A 16,924-nucleotide genomic window follows, 5' to 3' on the forward strand; every position below is an offset into this window, starting at 1 on the left:
AAAGCGCTCATGGCTACCCGTACCCACCCTGTCGCACCGCGTCATTCCCTCGGCGTGCTGCGCGAGCTGCCGCAGTATCTGAAACGTCCGGCCATCCTCGCGCCCGTGGGACTGCGCTCGCGCGAAGGCTGGGCGGCCCTGGGCATGCTGGAGGCGCTTCATGTCGGCGGCCTGCTTCTGGTGGTGCTGCCGCTGATAACGTTCTGGCAACAGGCCATGCAATTGCCGACGCCGGACGCCTTCGAGAAGCTGCCGTCAGGCTGGCTTTTGCCGTTCACGATCCTGATCGCACCGGTGGCCGAGGAGATTGCCTTTCGCGGCTGGCAGACCGGCTATCCCCGTGCGCTGTGGCTGTTGGGCGGCGGTGTGCTTTTCGCGGTCCTGACCGCTTCGGCGGCGGCCATGGCGCCGCTGGTGCTGAGTGGATTGGTGCTGAGTGGATTGGTGCTGGCCGTGCTTGTCGGCGCGATCGGTGGCTGGATCGCATTGCGCAAGCGACGGATGCCGCCAGGCTGGTATGTCGCGGCCTATCCCGCGGTGTTCTGGATCGCGGCGCTCATCTTCGCAGGGGTGCACCTGTCGAACTATCCGAGCATTTCGGTGCTGTCGCTGCCGCTGGTATTGCCGCAGCTCTGGGCGGCACTGCTGCTGGGCTTCACCCGCCAGCGTATCGGCTTGCCCGCCGCGATGCTCCAGCATGCCGGCGCCAATGCGGCGACCATGCTGCTGGTGCATCTCGGGTGATATTAGTTTGAAAAATGCCCGAAGGGCATTTTAGAACGGCACCGCCGCAAAATTCGCCTTCAGCGAATTTCCAGACAGTCCCCTCAGTCGATGCCGAGCGCCGTCTTGTAGGTGTCGAGCAGCATGTCCATTTCGCGGCGGTCGTCCGGCTTCATCTTACGGATGCGGACGATCTGGCGCATGATCTTGACGTCGTAGCCGACGGCCTTGGCTTCGTTGTAGACGTCGCGGATGTCGTCCGAGATGCCCTTCTTTTCCTCTTCGAGGCGCTCGACGCGCTCGATCAGCAGGCGCAGGCGATCGTCGGTGGTTTCGGCCATCGGGTAATGCTCCGGAAAAATCTGGTGTGAATTCGGTGTGGCGCGCGCTGATAGCGGCAGTCGCGGATTCGGGCAAAGCGGTAGCCTGTGGAAATCCTGTGCGCAAACAGGGAATAAGTGACGAAGTTGCCTCTCCGTCCCCGTTATTCTAAGACGCGCCCGCGCGGCGACAACGTTCCCGCCTTCACCGCCGGAATCGGCCGGCGGCGAAGCTTCAAGACCGGGACGGCCCGGCAACCCGTTGAAGAAGGTTGCCGTAAATGCCCTGGATCGTTCTCGTCATCGCTGGACTTTTCGAAGTCGTCTGGGCTTCGGCCATGAAGCAGTCGCACGGCTTCACCCGACTCTGGCCCAGCGTGATCACGATCGTCGCGATGTTCGTCAGCTTCGGCCTGCTTTCCTGGTCGATGCGCGTGCTGCCGCTGGGCACGGCCTACATGGTCTGGACCGGCATCGGCGCGCTGGGTGCGTTCATCTTCGGCATCGTCATGCTGGGCGAATCGGTCAGCGCCATGCGCCTTGCGGCGGCCGGCCTGATCCTGGTCGGGCTGGTCCTGATGAAACTCGCGAGTTCCTGAAACCCACGAGTTTCAGCCCGCAAGTTTCATAGGGGGCCAGTGACCGGCAGGTTCAGTGCCCACCCCCGTTTTTCTTCAGGCTCTCTTCCATGCGCGCGAGTTGCTCGGGCGTCACTTCGGTCTGGTATGCGTCCTTCCACGCGCCGAACGGCATGCCGTGGATCACTTCGCGGGCAGCCGCCTTGTCGCCTGCGAAGCCCCCATCGCGGATCCAATCCGCCAGACAGTTCCGGCAGAACCCGGCCAGCCCCATGAGGTCGATGTTCTGCGCGTCGTGACGGGTCTGGAGGTGACGCACGAGCCGACGGAACGCGGCGGCGGCCACGGCGTCGTCGAGTTCGTCGATCTGGTCGTTTACATTCATAATTCTGCCGATCGTCCTTGGTTTGTCATGCCGCCTTTGCCATATGTCGGCGAAATATCGAAAGAGAGGCAGACAGATTTTGGCAACCACCCCTCCGTTTCGCCGTTCGCCGCACCATCGCGGGATCAAGCGCCAGCGCAAGGTGAAGATCCTCGCCACGCTGGGCCCGGCCAGCCGCGACAAGGAGACGATCGCCAAGCTTCTGAAATCCGGGGCCGACGCTTTCCGCGTCAACATGAGCCACGGCGACCACGACACCCACCGGGAAACCATCGCCAATATTCGCGCGGTCGAGAAAGACCTGATGCGTCCCGTGGCGATCCTCTGCGACCTCCAGGGCCCGAAGCTGCGCGTCGGCACTTTCGCGGAAGGCAAGGCTTTCATCCGCCACGGCGCCCACTTCACCCTCGACCGTGACCCCACCCCCGGCGACGAAAACCGCGTCTGCCTGCCGCATCCCGAACTCTTCGGCATCCTCCAGAAAGGCCAGCGCCTGCTGATCGACGACGGCAAGCTGCGCCTCGTGGTGATCAAGCCGGAAGCCGATTCGATCCTCTGCACCGCCGAAGTCGGCGGCTTCATCTCCGATCGCAAGGGCGTGAACGTGCCGGACGCGATCGTCCCCGTCCCCGCGCTGACCGACAAGGATCGCCGCGACCTCGCCTTCTCGGTGGAGCAGGGCGCGGACTGGATCGGCCTGTCCTTCGTCCAGCGGCCTGAAGACGTCGCCGAGGCGCGGCGGCTGATCGGCGGGGCCTGCGCGCTGATGTCCAAGATCGAGAAGCCGGCGGCAGTCGATGCGATCGACGGGATCATCGAGCTTTCGGACGGTATCATGGTGGCCCGCGGCGATCTGGGCGTGGAACTCCTGCCCGAGGAAGTGCCGCCGATCCAGAAGCACATCATCGCCAAGACGCGTGCCATCGGCAAGCCGGTGGTGGTGGCCACGCAGATGCTGGAATCGATGATCACCAGCCCCTCGCCCACCCGCGCGGAAGTGTCCGACGTCGCCAATGCCGTATACGACGGCGCCGATGCCGTCATGCTTTCGGCCGAGACGGCGGCGGGCCAATGGCCGGTGGAAGCGGTGACGATCATGGACCGCATTGCCGTGAAGGTGGAAACCGACTCCACCTATCGCGAGCGTATCCACCTGACCCACACCCCGCCCGACGCCACCACCGCCGACGCGCTTTCGGCCTCCTGCGCGACGATCGCGGATACCTTACCGATCGAAGGCATCATCGTCTTCACCGGCTCGGGCGGCTCGGCGCGTCGTGTTGCCCGCGAGCGTCCCGCGGCACCGATGTTGGTGCTCACGCCTTCGCCGAAGACGGCGCGCCGCCTTGCCCTGCTCTGGGGTACGCATGCCGTGATCACCAAGGACATCGGCAGCTTCGAGGAGATGATCGCCAAGGGCAAGCGCATGGCCCTGCGCCACGGCTTCGGCGCCGCCGGCACCCGCCTCGTGGCGCTGGCGGGCGTGCCCTTCGGCACTCCGGGTTCGACGAACCTGCTCCATGTGGTGACGCTGACCGGCAACGAACTGGATACGCCGAACTGAGACAAGGCCGAACTGAGACAAAGGGGGGCGCGGTCGAAAACGTCGTCCCGGACTTGATCCGGGACCGCTGGCCGCGCCCACCCACCTAAAAGTAAACCGCCAAGTCCCCCCAAAGCGGATTGGCGCTCTCGATCAGCTCAAGTTTCCATTCCCGACGCCAACGCTTGAGCTGCTTCTCGCGCGCAATGGCTTCTTGAATCGTCGCGTGAGGCTCGACCAAACGAGCTGGTCGAGCCCATATTTCCGGCAGAACTCCGAACCACGTCCGTGGCGGTGCTGCGCTATTCGCGCGTGGATATCCGCCGTGACTCCGACGTAGAGCACGCCGAATTCACGGTTCGTCATGATGTAGGTGAAGCCGCCGCTTCCCATCGGGCGTAGCGTGGCTTTGACAGCGGTCCCGGATCAAGTCCGGGACGACGGCTGTTGCAGAGGTTTAACCTCGCGCGCCAAACAGCGCGCTGCCCACGCGCACATGCGTCGCGCCCAGCATTACCGCCGTTTCGAAGTCCTCGCTCATGCCCATCGACAGCTGCGACACCCCGTTATCATCCGCGATCTTGGCCAGAAGCGCGAAGAACGGCGCGGCCTCGATGCCCAGCGGCGGTACGCACATCAGCCCTTCCACCGGGATCTGCTTCTCGCGCGCAGCCGCCAGCAAGGCAGACACTTCGGAAATCGCGCAGCCGCCCTTCTGCTCCTCGGCACCGATGTTGACCTGCACGAAGCAGGGCACGCGGCGCCCGGTCTTTTCCATCGCCTTGCCCAGCGCGGCCACCAGCGAGGGACGGTCTACCGAATGGATGCAATCGAACAGGCCCAGTGCGTCCTCGGCCTTGTTGGACTGGAGCTGGCCGACGAGGTGCAGCCGCACTTCGGGGTTTTCCTCGCGCAGCGCGGGCCACTTGGCCTCGGCTTCCTGCACGCGATTCTCGCCGAACGCGCGCTGGCCCTGGGCGATGAGCGGGGCGATGGCCTCGGCCGGATGCGTCTTGGAAATGGCGACGAGTTCGACCGAATCCGCCTTGCGTCCGGCAATGCGGGCGGACTGGGCGATGCGGGCGCGAATATCTGCGAGAGGAGTTGCTGGCTGATCCATGGCGCGCTGCTATAGCGGCTTCGTGCCGAACCGCCACCCGCCTCTTCCCCATATCTGGCTGATCAGCGATGCCCGCAACGACCACTTGCTGGAGCGGACGCTCGCCCGTCTGCCGCGCGGATCGGGGCTGATCTATCGGCACTATCATCTCGCCCCCGCCGATCGGCGCGCCCGGTTCGAGGTTCTCCGCCGGATCGCGCGACGTTTCGGGCACTGCATGGTGCTATCCGGATCGGCACGGGAAGCGCGTGCCTGGAAAGCGGACGGCGCTTATGGCGCGGCCGAAAAGCTGGCCTCAGGCCCCGCCGTCCTGCGTTTCGTCACCGTGCATTCCCTACGCGAACTGGCCGCCGCCCATCGCTCCCGCGCCGATGCCGTGCTGCTATCGCCGGTGTTCCCAACCCGCTCCCATCCCGGCGCCGCATCGCTCGGCCGGGTGCGCTTCCACCTCCTCGCGGCGCGTGCCGGCGTCCCGGCGATTGCACTGGGCGGCATGACGGTGCATCGGGCACGCACATTGCCGTCGAGGAAATGGGCCGCAATTCAGGGGCTTGCCGGTTAGCCCACAAGCCTGTTCCCGATCCATTCTTGACGGCGAGTCCCGCCACGGCGCATTATCCGAGGCCTGATCAACGGCCCGATCTTCAGGGGAATTTCCAATGGCCACCCGGCCCCTCGCGCCCGGACGGCGCATCACCAAGCCGAACTGGCGCGCCGTCCTCAAGCGCTCGCTGCGCCGCGCCTCCGAATTGAGCGGGGCATTGGCGCTGTTCGCGGCCATGGCGTTCCTGGCGCTGTCGCTGGTGAGCTATCACCAGACAGACCCTTCCGCTTCCACTGCGGCGGGCGGTCCGGCGCAGAACTGGATGGGTCCGGTCGGCGCCTGGGTGGCGGAGCGCGCGCTGGTGCTGTTCGGTCCGGTTGCCGCGCTGTTCGTTCCCCTGCTCTACGTCTTCGCCCGCAAGCTCTGGCTGCTGGTGGAAGAGGACGACAACGAGATCGAGCATTCCAACCAGCGCTGGTGGCGCCCGGTGGCGGTGCTGGCCATCGCCATGACCCTGATCGCCACCGTCATGTCCATGGTGTTCACCGCCCCCGGCGGCGTGCTGCCCGCTTCGATGGGCGGCATCACCGGGCTGCTCGGCGCCAAGGGCATTGCGGGGCTCGCCGGTTTCGCGCCCGAAGTGGTGCAGGGCTGGATTAAGCTCGTGCTGGCGCTGCTTTGCGCGCTTGCCGGGGTCGCCCTGATCGGGCAGGTCTTCGCGGTCGACTGGCTGCGCCTGCTGACCCTTCCCGGACGCATCGGCCGCCTCAACAAGGACGGCGCTCCTGCTCCCGCCAAGATTGCCGCCACCGCCGCCGAGCGCGCCAAGCCGGAGGACGAGGCCGAGGACAAGCCGCGTCCTGCCCGGCGCATCGATGCGCCCGCCCCCGCCGGTTTCGATGGTCCGGCCGAAAAGCCGCGCAAGGCGCCGGAGATCAGCGACCCCAAGGCTAGCCCCACGCCCGCGCAACTCAATATCGGCAATCGCCAGAAGGACATGTTCGACAAGTTCGCGCTGCCCGGCCTGGATCTGCTGAACGATCCGCCGCCGAACTCGCAGCCGAAGATCGACAAGCTCAGCCTGGAACGCAACGCGCGCCTGCTGGAAACCGTGCTGGACGACTTCAATGTGAAGGGCGAGATCACCGCCGTGCGCACCGGGCCGGTCGTCACCATGTACGAGCTGGAGCCCGCGCCCGGTATCAAGTCCAGCCGCGTGATCGGCCTGGCCGACGATATCGCCCGCAACATGTCCGCCATCTCCGCCCGCGTCTCGTCGATTCCGGGGCGCACCGTGATGGGCATCGAACTCCCCAATGCCGACCGCCAGATGGTCTCGTTCAAGGAAATGGTCGCCTCCGAAGCCTTCGCCAACCACAAGGGCATGCTGCCGATCATCCTGGGCAAGGACATCGCCGGCGAACCGGTGGTGGCGGATCTTGCGACGATGCCGCACTTGCTGGTCGCCGGTACCACCGGTTCGGGTAAATCGGTTGGCCTCAATACGATCCTGCTCTCGCTGCTCTACCGCCTGACGCCCGCGCAGTGCCGCCTGATCCTGGTCGATCCCAAGGTGCTGGAACTCAAGAGCTACGACGATATCCCGCACTTGCTCTCGCCGGTCGTCACCGAACCGCCCAAGGCCGTGCGCGCGCTGAAGTGGGCGGTGGAGGAAATGGAGCGCCGCTATCGCCAGATGAGCGAGATCAGCGTCCGCAACCTCGCCAGCTTCAACGAAAAGGTCCGCGCCGCCGCCGCCAAGGGCAAGCCGCTCGGCCGCCGCATCCAGATCGGCTTCGACCCCGAGACGGGCGAGGAACTCTACGAAGACCGCCAGCTCGATTACGAGACGCTGCCGCAGATCGTCCTCATCGTGGACGAACTGGCCGACCTCATGGTCACCGTCGGCAAGGAAATCGAAGTCCTTATCCAACGCCTCTCGCAGAAGAGCCGCGCGGCGGGCATCCACCTGATCATGGCGACGCAGCGCCCTTCGGTGGACGTCATCACCGGCGTCATCAAGGCCAACCTGCCGACCCGCGTATCCTTCGCCGTCACCAGCCGCATCGACAGCCGCACCATCCTTGGCGAACAGGGCGCCGAGCAGCTGCTGGGCAAGGGCGACATGCTCTACAAGCCCAGCTCCGACCCGGTGAAGCGCGTTCACGGCCCCTTCGTCTCGGACGAGGAAGTGGAGCACGTCGCCGATCACTGGCGCGGTCAGGGCAAGCCCGATTACGTCGATGCCGTCACCAACGAGCCGGAGGAAGGCTCGTTCGGCTTCGACGATCTCGACGCCACCGCCTCCGACCAGCCGGAAGAGCGCAAGTACCGGCAGGTCTGCCAGCTGGTGTTCGAGAACCAGAAGGTTTCGGTGTCCTGGCTCCAGCGCCAAATGGGCGTGGGCTACAACACCGCCGCCAAATGGGTGGAGCGCATGGAGAACGACGGCTACGTCGGCCCCGCCAACCACGTCGGCCGCCGCGACATCTATCGCGACGAGAACGGCAGCCCGCTCTGATGCGGTCATTGAGACGCTGCCTGGTGCTGCTGGGCCTGCTGGCCATGCCCGCCCTTGCAGCCGAGACGGCAGCGCAGTGGCAGCGTCTTTTCGTGCCCAGCGTCGAAAACACGCTCGGCCGCAGCATCTATATCGACAAGGCCAGCGTCGGGCCGGGCCTGATCGGCCGTCAGTTCCGCCAGATGCAGGTTCTGCTGCGCGCCAATGCCGGTTATCCGCAAGGCACCGTGCTCTATACGGATCGCGCGGTGGACTGCGCCGGAAGCCGCGTGCTGTCCCATCACTGGCGGATCGTCCAGCCGAACGGCACGGTCCTGCGCGACTGGAGCGATGCCAGCCCCACCGTTTCCCGCGTGCAATGGGCGGGGGAAGACGGGCTGGTGTTGAAATACGTCTGCACCGGCGTTCTGCCGCGCTGAATATCGATAAGAAATATCCCGTCGTCCCGGACTTGATCCGGGACCGCTGGCCGTGACCAGCCGAGCCATCGGCAAGGCCCTGCTCGCGATTCCGCGCCTCAAGTACTGCCAGCGGTCCCGGATCAAGTCCGGGACGACGAATAACGCGCCCCCTCCCTTCATCCAGGGTTACGCAGCGCGGCGAGAGCCTCTAAGCAGCCTTTTCACCACACCGTTTCGCCTCCGGCCCGAAAGACCCCGATGGAAGATCATACCCAGGCATTCCTGCTGAAGGACGGCTTCCTGCTGCTCGGCACCGCACTGGCCTTCGTGCTGCTGTTCCGCCGCCTCGGCCTGGGTGCGACTTTGGGCTACCTGCTCGCGGGCGCCATCCTTGGCCCCTACGCCTTCGGCCTCGTTGGCGACGCCGAGAACAAGCTGGGCATTGCCGAATTGGGCATTACGCTGCTGCTGTTCATCGTCGGCCTGGAACTGGCGCCGCGACGGCTATGGCGGATGCGCAACGAAATTTTCGGCCTCGGCTTCCTGCAAGTGGCGCTCTGTGGCCTCGCCGTTTCAGCGGTGATCTATTACTCCACCGGCTTCAGCGTCGCCGCCGCGCTGGCGCTGGGCCTGCCGCTGGGGCTCTCTTCCACCGCCCAGGTGCTGCCGATGCTCCAGAGCGCGGGACGGCTGAACACGCCGTTCGGAGAACGTTCCTTTGCGGTCCTGCTGTTCCAGGATCTCTCGATCATCCCGCTGATCACGATCATCGCGGCGATGAACCGCAACCCGCACTTGCCGGAGGGACCTCCGGGCTGGATCCTGGTGCTGGAGACGCTGGCCGCCATCGTCGGCCTGATCCTGGCCGGCCGGTTCGTGATCCGGCCGCTGTTCCGCCTGATCGGCAATCTTGGCGAGCGCGAGATGTTCGTCTTCGCGGCGCTGTTCACGGTCATCGCCTCGGCCGCGCTGATGGAGGTGCTGGGCCTTTCCACCGCGCTGGGCGCCTTCATCGCCGGCGTCATGCTGGCCGACACCCCCTACCGCCACGAGCTTGAAGCCGATGTCGAGCCGTTCCGCTCGATCCTGCTCGGCCTGTTCTTCATGTCGGTGGGCATGATGCTGGACCTTTCCGCCATTGCGGAACGGCCGCTGTTCGTGGCTTCCATGGCGCTGGCGCTGATCGCGGTGAAGGCCTCCGTCATCTTCGGCCTGGGCCTGCTGTTCCGGATGAACTGGCGCAGCGCGCTCGCGCTGGGCCTGCTGCTCAGCCAGGGCGGCGAGTTCGGCTTCGTACTGTTCGCACAGGCCCAGAACGCCTGGCTGATCGAGCCGCAGGCCGCCAGCCTGTTCAGCGCGATCGTCACGCTGTCCATGGTCACCACCCCGTTCCTGATGATGGCGACGGCGCGCATTCGCGAGATGCCCACATCCAAGGAAACCCGCGAAGGCCCCCGCAAGGACGGCGCCAGCGCGCTGGTGGTAGGCTACGGGCGCTTCGGCCAGACCGTGGCGCAAGTGCTGATCGCCGCCGAGATTCAGGTCACGCTGATCGACACCGACATCGAGATGATCGACGTCGCCAGCGGCTTCGGCGCGAAAGTCTGGTTCGGAGACGGCACCCGCATCGACCTGTTGCGCCAGGCGGGGGCGGGCCATGCGCAGATGATCGTGTTCTGCATCGACGGCGACCAACTGTCCGAAAGCTTCCTCCAGAATGTCCATGAGGCCTTCCCCGACGCCCGCATTCTCGCCCGCGTCTATGATCGGCGCGCGATGATCCGGCTGATGGACGCCCCAGTTACGTTCATGGTCCGTGAAGTGATGGAATCGGCCGTGACCATGGCCCGCTCGGCTCTCGAAGACCTGGGCCTTTCGGTCGAGCAGATCGACAATGCCGAGGAAATGTACCGCTCGAGCGACAAGGAGCGTCTCTCGATCCAGTACGAAACCGGCGACTTGCGCGCCGCGCGGGACCATATCCTGACCCAGGACCTGCGCGACGCCCATTAAGGGTGTATCCCCACACCCCCGAGAGCAATTCAGGGGACCGAATAGCCCTGAAACCGCTTGATCCGCCGCAGCGAAAAACTGGTCCGCATCGAGGACACCCCCGGCAGGCGGGCCAGGCAGTCGCGATGGATGCGGTCGTAGTGGTCAAGGTCCGAGGCAGCGACCCGCAACTGGTAGTCCGCCGCGCCCGACATAAGGTGACATTCGAGGATATCGTCGAAATCGCCCACCGCGCGTTCGAAGCGCTCCATGGCTTCGCGGCTCTGGCTGGTCAGCGTGATTTCCACGAAGACCTCCATCGACAGGCCCAGCCGCTTCGCATCGACCCTCGCGGCATAGCCCATGATCAGGCCCTGCTCCTCCAGCGCCCGGATGCGGCGATGGCATGCCGAAGGCGAGAGTGTGACTTGCGCGGCCAGTTCGGCAATGGAACGCGAGGAGTCCACCTGCAACGCTTCGAGAAGTGCGCGATCCGCCCGGTCCATGAGAAAATCTCTTATCGTTTGTTTCAAGAGTGGGAAATATTCCTGTTCGCCTTTCTGACAAGGCCCAATTCGGTGAAACTTTGCAGGGCCATGGGTGTATCTCACGGGCAGGAGAGAATTTTGCCGGAGTGAAGATTATGCGTGTCGGGACCGTCAGGGAAATCAAGAACCACGAATACCGCGTCGGCCTGACGCCGGAGAGCGCCCGCGAACTTGTGGCCCACGGGCATGAAGTCTGGGTGGAGAGCGGCGCCGGCCAGGGCATCGGCGCCAGCGACGCCGACTACACCCGCCAGGGCGCCAAGATCGTCGCAACCGCGAAGGAGGTCTTCGAAGGCTGCGAGATGGTCGTGAAGGTCAAGGAACCGCAAGCGGGCGAGCGCGCCATGCTGCGCGAAGGTCAGATCCTCTATACCTACCTGCACCTCGCCCCCGATCCCGAACAGACCGCCGACCTGGTGAAGTCCGGCGTCACCGCCATCGCTTATGAGACGGTGACCGGCCCCGGCGGGCAATTGCCGCTGCTCAAGCCGATGAGCCAGGTGGCGGGCCGCATGTCGATCCAGGCCGGCGCCACCGCGCTGGAGAAGGCGCATGGCGGCCGCGGCGTGCTGCTGGGCGGCGTTCCCGGCGTGATGCCGGGCAAGGTCGCGGTGATCGGTGGCGGCGTGGTGGGCTTCAATGCCGCGCAGATGGCCGTGGGCCTTGGTGCCGACGTGACGATCCTCGACCGCAGCCCCGATGTGCTCGAACGCCTGGGCATCCATTTCGAGGCGCGCGCCAAGACCCGCTTCTCCAGCACCGCCAACCTCGCCGAGAGCGTGGCCGAGGCCGACCTGGTGATCGGCGCCGTACTGATCCCCGGCGCCGCCGCGCCGAAGCTGGTGACGCGCGAAATGCTGGGCACGATGAAGCCCGGCGCCGTGCTGGTGGATGTCGCCATCGACCAGGGCGGCTGCTTCGAGACCAGCCATGCCACCACCCATGCCGAGCCGACATTCGTGGTGGACGGTATCGTTCACTATTGCGTGGCCAACATGCCCGGCGCCGTCGCGCGCACCAGCACTTATGCGCTGAACAACGTGACCCTGCCTCATGCGCTGGCGATCGCCAACCTGGGCTGGAAGGCGGCCCTGAAGGCCGATCCACACCTGGCCGAGGGCCTCAACGTCCATGCCGGAAAAGTGACTTTCGAAGCCGTGGCGACCGAGCTTGGCTACGACTATGTGCCGGTAAGCGAAGTGCTGGGCTGACTTCGCACCAATACGTCGTCCCGGGCTTGACCCGGGACCGCTGGCCTCGCCTCACCCAACTCTCGGCAAGGCGCCGTCCTGCGAGATGGCGCCTGAAGAATTGCCAGCGGTCCCGGATCAAGTCCGGGACGACGGGCTCATACGTGGGCGATCATTCTTCGCCGTCCCAGAACGGCGCGGCCACCTCGGGCGGCACGCGCATCAATCGCTGGGAGGCGATTTCGACCATGGCCCAGGTCGTCCGGGCCGACACCAGCACTTTGCCTGCTTCGTTCCGGAAATCCACCCGGCGCACGAAGCGCGCGCCGGTGGGGCCTTCGGGAATGAACGTCTCCCCGGTCACGCTTTCGCCTTCGGCGATGTTGCCGCGATAGTCGATCTCATGACGAGTCACGACCCAGGCGTACTTCTCCTGATGCTCGGGAAGCGCCGCTGCTTCCCAATGCGCGGTAGCGAGCGCTTCCATCCACTGCACCCAGACCGCATTGTTGACGTGGCCCATGATGTCGATGTCATGGGCCTGCGCCGTGAAGGTCCGGGTGAATGGCGGCTTCATCCTTCCACGCCCAGTTGCCAGAGGATGAAGGCGAACTCCTCGGCCGTCTCCTTCAAGCTCTCGAACCGGCCCGACTTGCCGCCGTGGCCCGCGCCCATGTTGGTCTTGAGAATCAGTTCGTTGTCGTCGGTCTTCAGCTCGCGCAGCTTTGCCACCCACTTGGCGGGCTCCCAGTAGGTCACGCGCGGGTCGTTGAGGCCGGCCGTCACCATCAGCGGCGGATAGGCCTGCGGCTTGACCTGATCGTAGGGCGAATAGCTGCGGATCAGTTCGAAAGCCGCCTTGTCCTCGATGGGGTTGCCCCATTCCGGCCATTCACCGGGCGTCAGCGGCAGGCTATCGTCGAGCATGGTGCTCAGCACGTCCACGAAGGGCACATGTGCCACCACCGCGCCGAACAGGTCGGGATCGGAGTTGACCACCGCGCCCATCAGCTCGCCACCGGCCGAGCCGCCCGAGATCGAGATCCGGCCCGCCTGGGTGAAGCCGCGCGTGATCAGACCCCGTGCCACATCGACGAAGTCGTTGAAGGTGTTGGCCCGCTTCTCCAGCTTGCCGGCCTTGTACCAGGCGCGGCCGAGGTCGTCGCCGCCACGGATATGCGCGATCGCATAAGCGAAGCCACGATCGACCAGGCTGAGCCGCGCGGTCGAGAAGCCGGGATCGATCGAAATGCCATAGGCGCCGTAGCCGTAGAGATGCAGCGGTCCTGCGCCGACCCGGTCACGCCGATAGACGATCGAGACGGGGATCGCCGTGCCGTCGCGCGCCGGGATTTCCAGCCGCTCGGTGGCATAGAGCGAAGCGTCGTAGCCCGAGGGAATCTCCTGGACCTTGAGCAGCTCCAGCCGGCGCGTCTTCACGTCATAGTCGTAGACGGACGAGGGGCTGACCATCGATTCGTAGGTCAGGCGCAGCACGTCCATGTGCCATTCGGGATTGTTGGAAAGACCGGCAGAATAGCTGGCTTCCGGGAATTCGATCGGCTCCACGCGGGCGGGATCGTCGTAGTAGCGCAGTTCGATCCGGTCGAGCCCCGCGCCCTGCCCCGCCGATTTGCGACCTTCGATCACGTAGAAATCGCGGAACAGGTCGGCGCCGGTGAGATAGAAGGCGTTGGAGCCCTCGATCAGGGTCGTCCACTCGCCCGGATTTTCGAGCGGCGCGGTGGCGAGGCGGAAGTTCTCATGGGTGTCGTTGGTGTGGATGTAGAGCACGCCCTCGCGCTCATCGACATCGTATTCCACGCCCTTGGCGCGCGGCTTCACCAGGATCTGTGGCCCCAGCGGATCGTCGGCGGGGACCATGCGGCACTCGCTGGTCTCATGGTCGCTGCTGCCGATCAGCAGCCACTTCTCGTTCGAGGAGAGCGAGGAGCCGACGCGGAAGCCCTCGTCGTCCTCGTGATAGAGCTCGACGTCGCTTTCCAGCGGCTGGCCCAGCCAGTGCAGGCGGGCATTGTCGGTGCGCCACTGCTCGTTGGCCAGCGAGTAGACCAGGCCCTTGTCCTGCGCGACCCAGACGAGCGCGGAGAGCGTGCCGGGGATCTCGTCGGCCAGAAGTTCGCCGGTTTCCAGATTCTTGATCCGCGCCGTGAAGCGCTCGGAACCGTTGTCGTCATAGGCGTAGGCCAGCAGCTTGCCGTTGGCGCTGGTGGAAATCGCGCCGAGGTTGAAGTATTCCTTGCCCTCGGCCAGCGCCACTTCGTCGAGGATCAGCTGGTCGGCACTGCCATCGTCGGGCGCGCCGACGGGGCGCCGCCACCACTTCTTGTATTCCGCGCCTTCCTCGAACTCGATCCAGTACAGGAAATCGCCGTCCTTCTGGGGCACCGACTTGTCGGCTTCCTTGATGCGGGCGCGCATTTCCGTGAACAGGGCGTCGATCTGGCCCTTGCGATCCGCCATGCGCGCCTCGAACCAGCGGTTTTCCGCCTCGAGATGCTCCAGCACCGCCTTGTCGGTGACCTCGGGATAACCGGCGTCGCGAAGCCAGGCGTAGTCGTCTTCGACGGTCAGGCCATGGTGGGTGAAGCTATGCGGCTTCTTCGCCGCCTGTGGAGGACCGGAAAGGGTCTGGGTGGAATCTGCCATGAGCACCATCTATGTTGCGCACATGACCCCCGCAAGCCGGATACCTTACTCATGTTGATGAATACCCACGAAGCGCGCCTCGACGCGCTGCGCCAGGAACTCAAGTCGCGGGGCCTCGACGGCTTCGTGATTCCCATTTCCGACGAGCATATGAGCGAGTACGTGGGCGCCTATGCGCAGCGCCTCGCCTGGCTCACCGGCTTCGGAGGATCGGCCGGCAGCGCCGTGGTGCTGACCGACCCCACGCTTTCGCCCGCCGCCGCCATGTTCGTGGACGGGCGCTACACGCTTCAGGTGCGCGAACAGGTGGACGGCAAGTTCTATGCCTATGAAAGCGTGCCGCAGACCAGCCCCGCCCGCTGGTTGGGCGAGAATGCGCCGAAAGGTGCGAAGATCGGCTACGACGCTTGGCTTCACGGTTCGACATGGGTGGAAGCCGCAAGGGCCGCGCTGGCCCGTAGCGGCGGCACGCTCGTCGCGGTGGAGGGCAACCCCATCGACGCGGTGTGGCAGGACCAGCCCGCGCCTTCCCCCGCCCCCGCGCTGGTCCATGATGACGGCCTTGCCGGCCAGTCGGGCAAGGCCAAGCGCGCCGCCGTTTCCGAATGGCTGACCGCGCGCGGCCTCGACGCCACGGTCATCACCGCGCTCGATTCGGTCGCGTGGTTGCTCAACCTTCGCGGCACCGACGTGGAACGCACGCCCGTCGCCCTGTCCTACGTGGTCGCCCATGCCAATGGCACGGCCGACCTCTACATCGCCGAGGAAAAGGTCACGCCCGAACTGCTCCGGCATCTGGGCAATGCCGTGACCGTGCAGCCGCGCGGCGCCTTCGTGGCGGGGCTGGGCAAGCTGGCGGGCAAGCGCGTCTCGGTGGATCCGGACAATGCCGTGGCCGCCGTGTTCGAGACGCTGCGTTCGGCAGGCGCCACCATCGTCGAGGAACGCGATCCCACCATCCTGCCCAAGGCCGTGAAGAACCCGGTCGAGCAGGCAGGCCAGCGCCAGGCCCAGGCGATCGACGGCGTGGCGGTGACCCGCTTCCTGCACTGGCTCTCGGTGGAAGGCCCCAAGGGCGAAGTGACCGAGATGAGCGCCTCGGACCGCCTCCACGCCTTCCGCAAGGAATGCGGCGACCTGCGCGATCTCTCCTTCGACACGATCTCGGGGGCCGGCCCCAATGCGGCCAGCCCGCACTACCGCGTCTCCGAGGAATCGAGCCTGACGCTGGTTCCCGAGAGCGTCTACCTGGTCGATTCGGGCGGGCAGTATCCTTACGGCACCACCGACATCACCCGCACCGTGTGGATCGGGAACGGCGAACCGCTGGCCGAAGTGAAGGACCGCTTCACCCGCGTGCTGAAAGGCACCATGGCCATCGACCGCGCGGTCTTCCCCAAGGGCACCAACGGCGGCCAGCTCGACGCGCTCGCCCGCCAGTTCCTCTGGCAGGTGGGCCTGGACTACGCCCACGGCACGGGCCACGGCGTCGGCAGCTTCCTCTCCGTCCACGAAGGACCGCAGCGCATCGGCAAGCCCGCAGGCGGACAGGCGGGCACCTCGCAGGAACTGCTCGCGGGCATGATCCTCAGCGACGAGCCGGGCTACTACAAGGCAGGCGAGTACGGCATCCGCATCGAGAACCTGGTGCTGGTCGAACCTCGCAGCTTCCCGGGCGCGGACGGCGAATACTTCGGGTTCGAGACCCTGACGCTGGCTCCGATCGATCGTCGCCTGGTGGACCTCGCTCTCCTCACCGCCGACGAAGTGACATGGTGGAACGACTACCATGCACGGGTTCTCGATGTGATCGGCCCGCAACTGGAAGGCGACGTGAAGGCCTGGCTGGAGCAGCAGTGCCTTCCGTTTTGATGAGGGGGCTTTTTTGACGACAGCGCCATGATGGCGCATCCTCCCGGCAGCACGGTGTCGGGAGGAGTCGTTTCCATGGCGGACGAAGTGCACGATCTCAGGACTCATCCGGTCCACCTCGGCCTCGGCGCCTCGGCGCGGTCGCAGCCGGCCTTCACCGGCATGGAATGGTACGCCGGCTACATAGAGCGCACGGCAGCCGACGGCGCCGAGGGGCGGCTCGTCTCGATGTACGATTTCGCCGAAAGCTGGGACAGTTGGGAAATGCACCCCGCCGGGGATGAACTGGTCGTATGTTTGGGCGGCGCCATCACCCTGCATCAGGAGCTTGCGGACGGCACCGCGCGCACGGTGGTGCTGCGGCCCGGAGAATATGCGATCAACCCGCCCGGCGCCTGGCATACGGCCGATGTCGAAGGCTACGCCACGGCGCTGTTCGTTACCGCCGGTGCGGGAACGCAGCATCGCCCGCGATGACATCCGCCAACGACCGGGCGCAGGGCTTGCCTCCTGCCAA

The 16,924-nt window shown here is 65.6% G+C and carries 16 protein-coding genes and 1 pseudogene; 10 read left to right on the forward strand and 7 right to left on the reverse strand.

Features of this window, described 5'->3' with window-relative positions:
- Positions 1-9 precede the first annotated feature (9 nt).
- Complete coding sequence (locus RT424_RS05190; protein ID WP_313434985.1) at positions 10-744, forward strand: type II CAAX prenyl endopeptidase Rce1 family protein; 735 nt, start codon at positions 10-12, stop codon at positions 742-744.
- A gap of 83 nt (positions 745-827) precedes the next feature.
- Here RT424_RS05190 and RT424_RS05195 read toward each other — a convergent pair whose 3' ends face one another.
- Positions 828-1,064, reverse strand: a complete 237-nt coding sequence (locus tag RT424_RS05195; protein ID WP_086492369.1) for a DUF2312 domain-containing protein — start codon at positions 1,062-1,064, stop codon at positions 828-830.
- A 260-nt stretch (positions 1,065-1,324) separates the two neighbouring features.
- On the opposite strand from RT424_RS05195, the gene sugE reads away from it, so the two are divergent.
- Complete coding sequence (gene sugE, locus RT424_RS05200; protein WP_313434988.1) at positions 1,325-1,642, forward strand: quaternary ammonium compound efflux SMR transporter SugE; 318 nt, start codon at positions 1,325-1,327, stop codon at positions 1,640-1,642.
- A gap of 52 nt (positions 1,643-1,694) precedes the next feature.
- On the opposite strand, the gene RT424_RS05205 is transcribed toward sugE, so the two are convergent.
- Positions 1,695-2,006, reverse strand: a complete 312-nt coding sequence (locus RT424_RS05205; protein WP_313434990.1) for a DUF1244 domain-containing protein — start codon at positions 2,004-2,006, stop codon at positions 1,695-1,697.
- Between the two features lie 79 nt (positions 2,007-2,085).
- On the opposite strand from RT424_RS05205, the gene pyk reads away from it, so the two are divergent.
- On the forward strand, positions 2,086-3,570 hold the full coding sequence (gene pyk / locus RT424_RS05210) for a pyruvate kinase (protein WP_313434992.1): 1,485 nt from the start codon (positions 2,086-2,088) through the stop codon (positions 3,568-3,570).
- An 85-nt stretch (positions 3,571-3,655) separates the two neighbouring features.
- On the opposite strand, the pseudogene RT424_RS05215 reads toward pyk, so the two are convergent.
- Together RT424_RS05215 and RT424_RS05220 are read right to left on the reverse strand one after the other, a co-directional pair.
- Positions 3,656-3,942: pseudogene (locus RT424_RS05215) on the reverse strand (GIY-YIG nuclease family protein).
- Positions 3,943-4,006: 64 nt separating this feature from the next.
- Positions 4,007-4,669 (reverse strand): YggS family pyridoxal phosphate-dependent enzyme, encoded by a 663-nt coding sequence (locus RT424_RS05220; RefSeq protein WP_313434994.1) that lies wholly within the window; start codon positions 4,667-4,669, stop codon positions 4,007-4,009.
- On the opposite strand from RT424_RS05220, the gene RT424_RS05225 reads away from it, so the two are divergent.
- The 4 genes from RT424_RS05225 to RT424_RS05240 all read left to right on the forward strand — a co-directional run bounded on the left by RT424_RS05225 (position 4,668) and on the right by RT424_RS05240 (position 10,148).
- Positions 4,668-5,231 carry a thiamine phosphate synthase gene (locus RT424_RS05225; protein ID WP_313434996.1) on the forward strand — a complete coding sequence of 188 codons (564 nt, stop codon included), beginning with the start codon at positions 4,668-4,670 and terminating at the stop codon, positions 5,229-5,231. The two genes, RT424_RS05220 and RT424_RS05225, sit on opposite strands and share 2 nt — an antisense overlap.
- Positions 5,232-5,328: 97 nt before the next feature.
- On the forward strand, positions 5,329-7,734 hold the full coding sequence (locus RT424_RS05230; RefSeq protein WP_313434998.1) for a DNA translocase FtsK 4TM domain-containing protein: 2,406 nt from the start codon (positions 5,329-5,331) through the stop codon (positions 7,732-7,734).
- Positions 7,735-7,742: 8 nt separating this feature from the next.
- Positions 7,743-8,153 (forward strand): hypothetical protein, encoded by a 411-nt coding sequence (locus RT424_RS05235; protein WP_313435000.1) that lies wholly within the window; start codon positions 7,743-7,745, stop codon positions 8,151-8,153.
- Positions 8,154-8,393: 240 nt separating this feature from the next.
- Positions 8,394-10,148: a cation:proton antiporter gene (locus tag RT424_RS05240; protein WP_313435002.1), complete on the forward strand. Its 1,755-nt coding sequence runs from the start codon at positions 8,394-8,396 to the stop codon at positions 10,146-10,148.
- A gap of 29 nt (positions 10,149-10,177) precedes the next feature.
- Here RT424_RS05240 and RT424_RS05245 read toward each other — a convergent pair whose 3' ends face one another.
- Positions 10,178-10,633, reverse strand: coding sequence for an Lrp/AsnC family transcriptional regulator (locus RT424_RS05245; protein WP_313435004.1), 456 nt, complete (start codon positions 10,631-10,633; stop codon positions 10,178-10,180).
- Between the two features lie 137 nt (positions 10,634-10,770).
- Here RT424_RS05245 and ald point away from each other — a divergent pair, with 137 nt between their 5' ends.
- The gene (gene ald / locus RT424_RS05250; RefSeq protein WP_313435006.1) at positions 10,771-11,886 is read left to right on the forward strand and encodes an alanine dehydrogenase; all 1,116 of its coding nucleotides are present in this window, start codon (positions 10,771-10,773) and stop codon (positions 11,884-11,886) included.
- A gap of 151 nt (positions 11,887-12,037) precedes the next feature.
- Here ald and RT424_RS05255 read toward each other — a convergent pair whose 3' ends face one another.
- Together RT424_RS05255 and RT424_RS05260 are read right to left on the reverse strand one after the other, a co-directional pair.
- Positions 12,038-12,442: an acyl-CoA thioesterase gene (locus RT424_RS05255; RefSeq protein WP_313435008.1), complete on the reverse strand. Its 405-nt coding sequence runs from the start codon at positions 12,440-12,442 to the stop codon at positions 12,038-12,040.
- On the reverse strand, positions 12,439-14,535 hold the full coding sequence (locus RT424_RS05260) for a S9 family peptidase (RefSeq protein ID WP_409521444.1): 2,097 nt from the start codon (positions 14,533-14,535) through the stop codon (positions 12,439-12,441). Before RT424_RS05260 ends, RT424_RS05255 begins: the two co-directional genes overlap by 4 nt.
- A 51-nt stretch (positions 14,536-14,586) precedes the next feature.
- Here RT424_RS05260 and RT424_RS05265 point away from each other — a divergent pair, with 51 nt between their 5' ends.
- Both RT424_RS05265 and RT424_RS05270 read left to right on the forward strand, forming a co-directional pair.
- Positions 14,587-16,407, forward strand: a complete 1,821-nt coding sequence (locus tag RT424_RS05265) for an aminopeptidase P family protein (protein WP_313435012.1) — start codon at positions 14,587-14,589, stop codon at positions 16,405-16,407.
- Between the two features lie 75 nt (positions 16,408-16,482).
- Positions 16,483-16,884 carry a cupin domain-containing protein gene (locus RT424_RS05270; RefSeq protein ID WP_313435014.1) on the forward strand — a complete coding sequence of 134 codons (402 nt, stop codon included), beginning with the start codon at positions 16,483-16,485 and terminating at the stop codon, positions 16,882-16,884.
- The last annotated feature ends 40 nt before the right edge of the window (positions 16,885-16,924 follow it).

Origin of the sequence: Novosphingobium sp. (assembly GCF_032093395.1) — a bacterium.
GTDB lineage: Bacteria > Pseudomonadota > Alphaproteobacteria > Sphingomonadales > Sphingomonadaceae > Novosphingobium.

Bases quoted from the DNA above. Each gene is read 5' to 3' on its own strand.
- RT424_RS05190 (WP_313434985.1), top strand. From the start codon at position 10: ATGGCTACCCGTACCCACCCTGTCGCACCGCGTCATTCCCTCGGCGTG.
- RT424_RS05195 (WP_086492369.1), bottom strand. From the start codon at position 1,064: ATGGCCGAAACCACCGACGATCGCCTGCGCCTGCTGATCGAGCGCGTC.
- sugE (WP_313434988.1), top strand. From the start codon at position 1,325: ATGCCCTGGATCGTTCTCGTCATCGCTGGACTTTTCGAAGTCGTCTGG.
- RT424_RS05205 (WP_313434990.1), bottom strand. From the start codon at position 2,006: ATGAATGTAAACGACCAGATCGACGAACTCGACGACGCCGTGGCCGCC.
- RT424_RS05225 (WP_313434996.1), top strand. From the start codon at position 4,668: ATGGCGCGCTGCTATAGCGGCTTCGTGCCGAACCGCCACCCGCCTCTT.
- RT424_RS05220 (WP_313434994.1), bottom strand. From the start codon at position 4,669: ATGGATCAGCCAGCAACTCCTCTCGCAGATATTCGCGCCCGCATCGCC.
- RT424_RS05230 (WP_313434998.1), top strand. From the start codon at position 5,329: ATGGCCACCCGGCCCCTCGCGCCCGGACGGCGCATCACCAAGCCGAAC.
- RT424_RS05240 (WP_313435002.1), top strand. From the start codon at position 8,394: ATGGAAGATCATACCCAGGCATTCCTGCTGAAGGACGGCTTCCTGCTG.
- RT424_RS05245 (WP_313435004.1), bottom strand. From the start codon at position 10,633: ATGGACCGGGCGGATCGCGCACTTCTCGAAGCGTTGCAGGTGGACTCC.
- ald (WP_313435006.1), top strand. From the start codon at position 10,771: ATGCGTGTCGGGACCGTCAGGGAAATCAAGAACCACGAATACCGCGTC.
- RT424_RS05255 (WP_313435008.1), bottom strand. From the start codon at position 12,442: ATGAAGCCGCCATTCACCCGGACCTTCACGGCGCAGGCCCATGACATC.
- RT424_RS05260 (WP_409521444.1), bottom strand. From the start codon at position 14,535: ATGGCAGATTCCACCCAGACCCTTTCCGGTCCTCCACAGGCGGCGAAG.
- RT424_RS05265 (WP_313435012.1), top strand. From the start codon at position 14,587: ATGTTGATGAATACCCACGAAGCGCGCCTCGACGCGCTGCGCCAGGAA.
- RT424_RS05270 (WP_313435014.1), top strand. From the start codon at position 16,483: ATGGCGGACGAAGTGCACGATCTCAGGACTCATCCGGTCCACCTCGGC.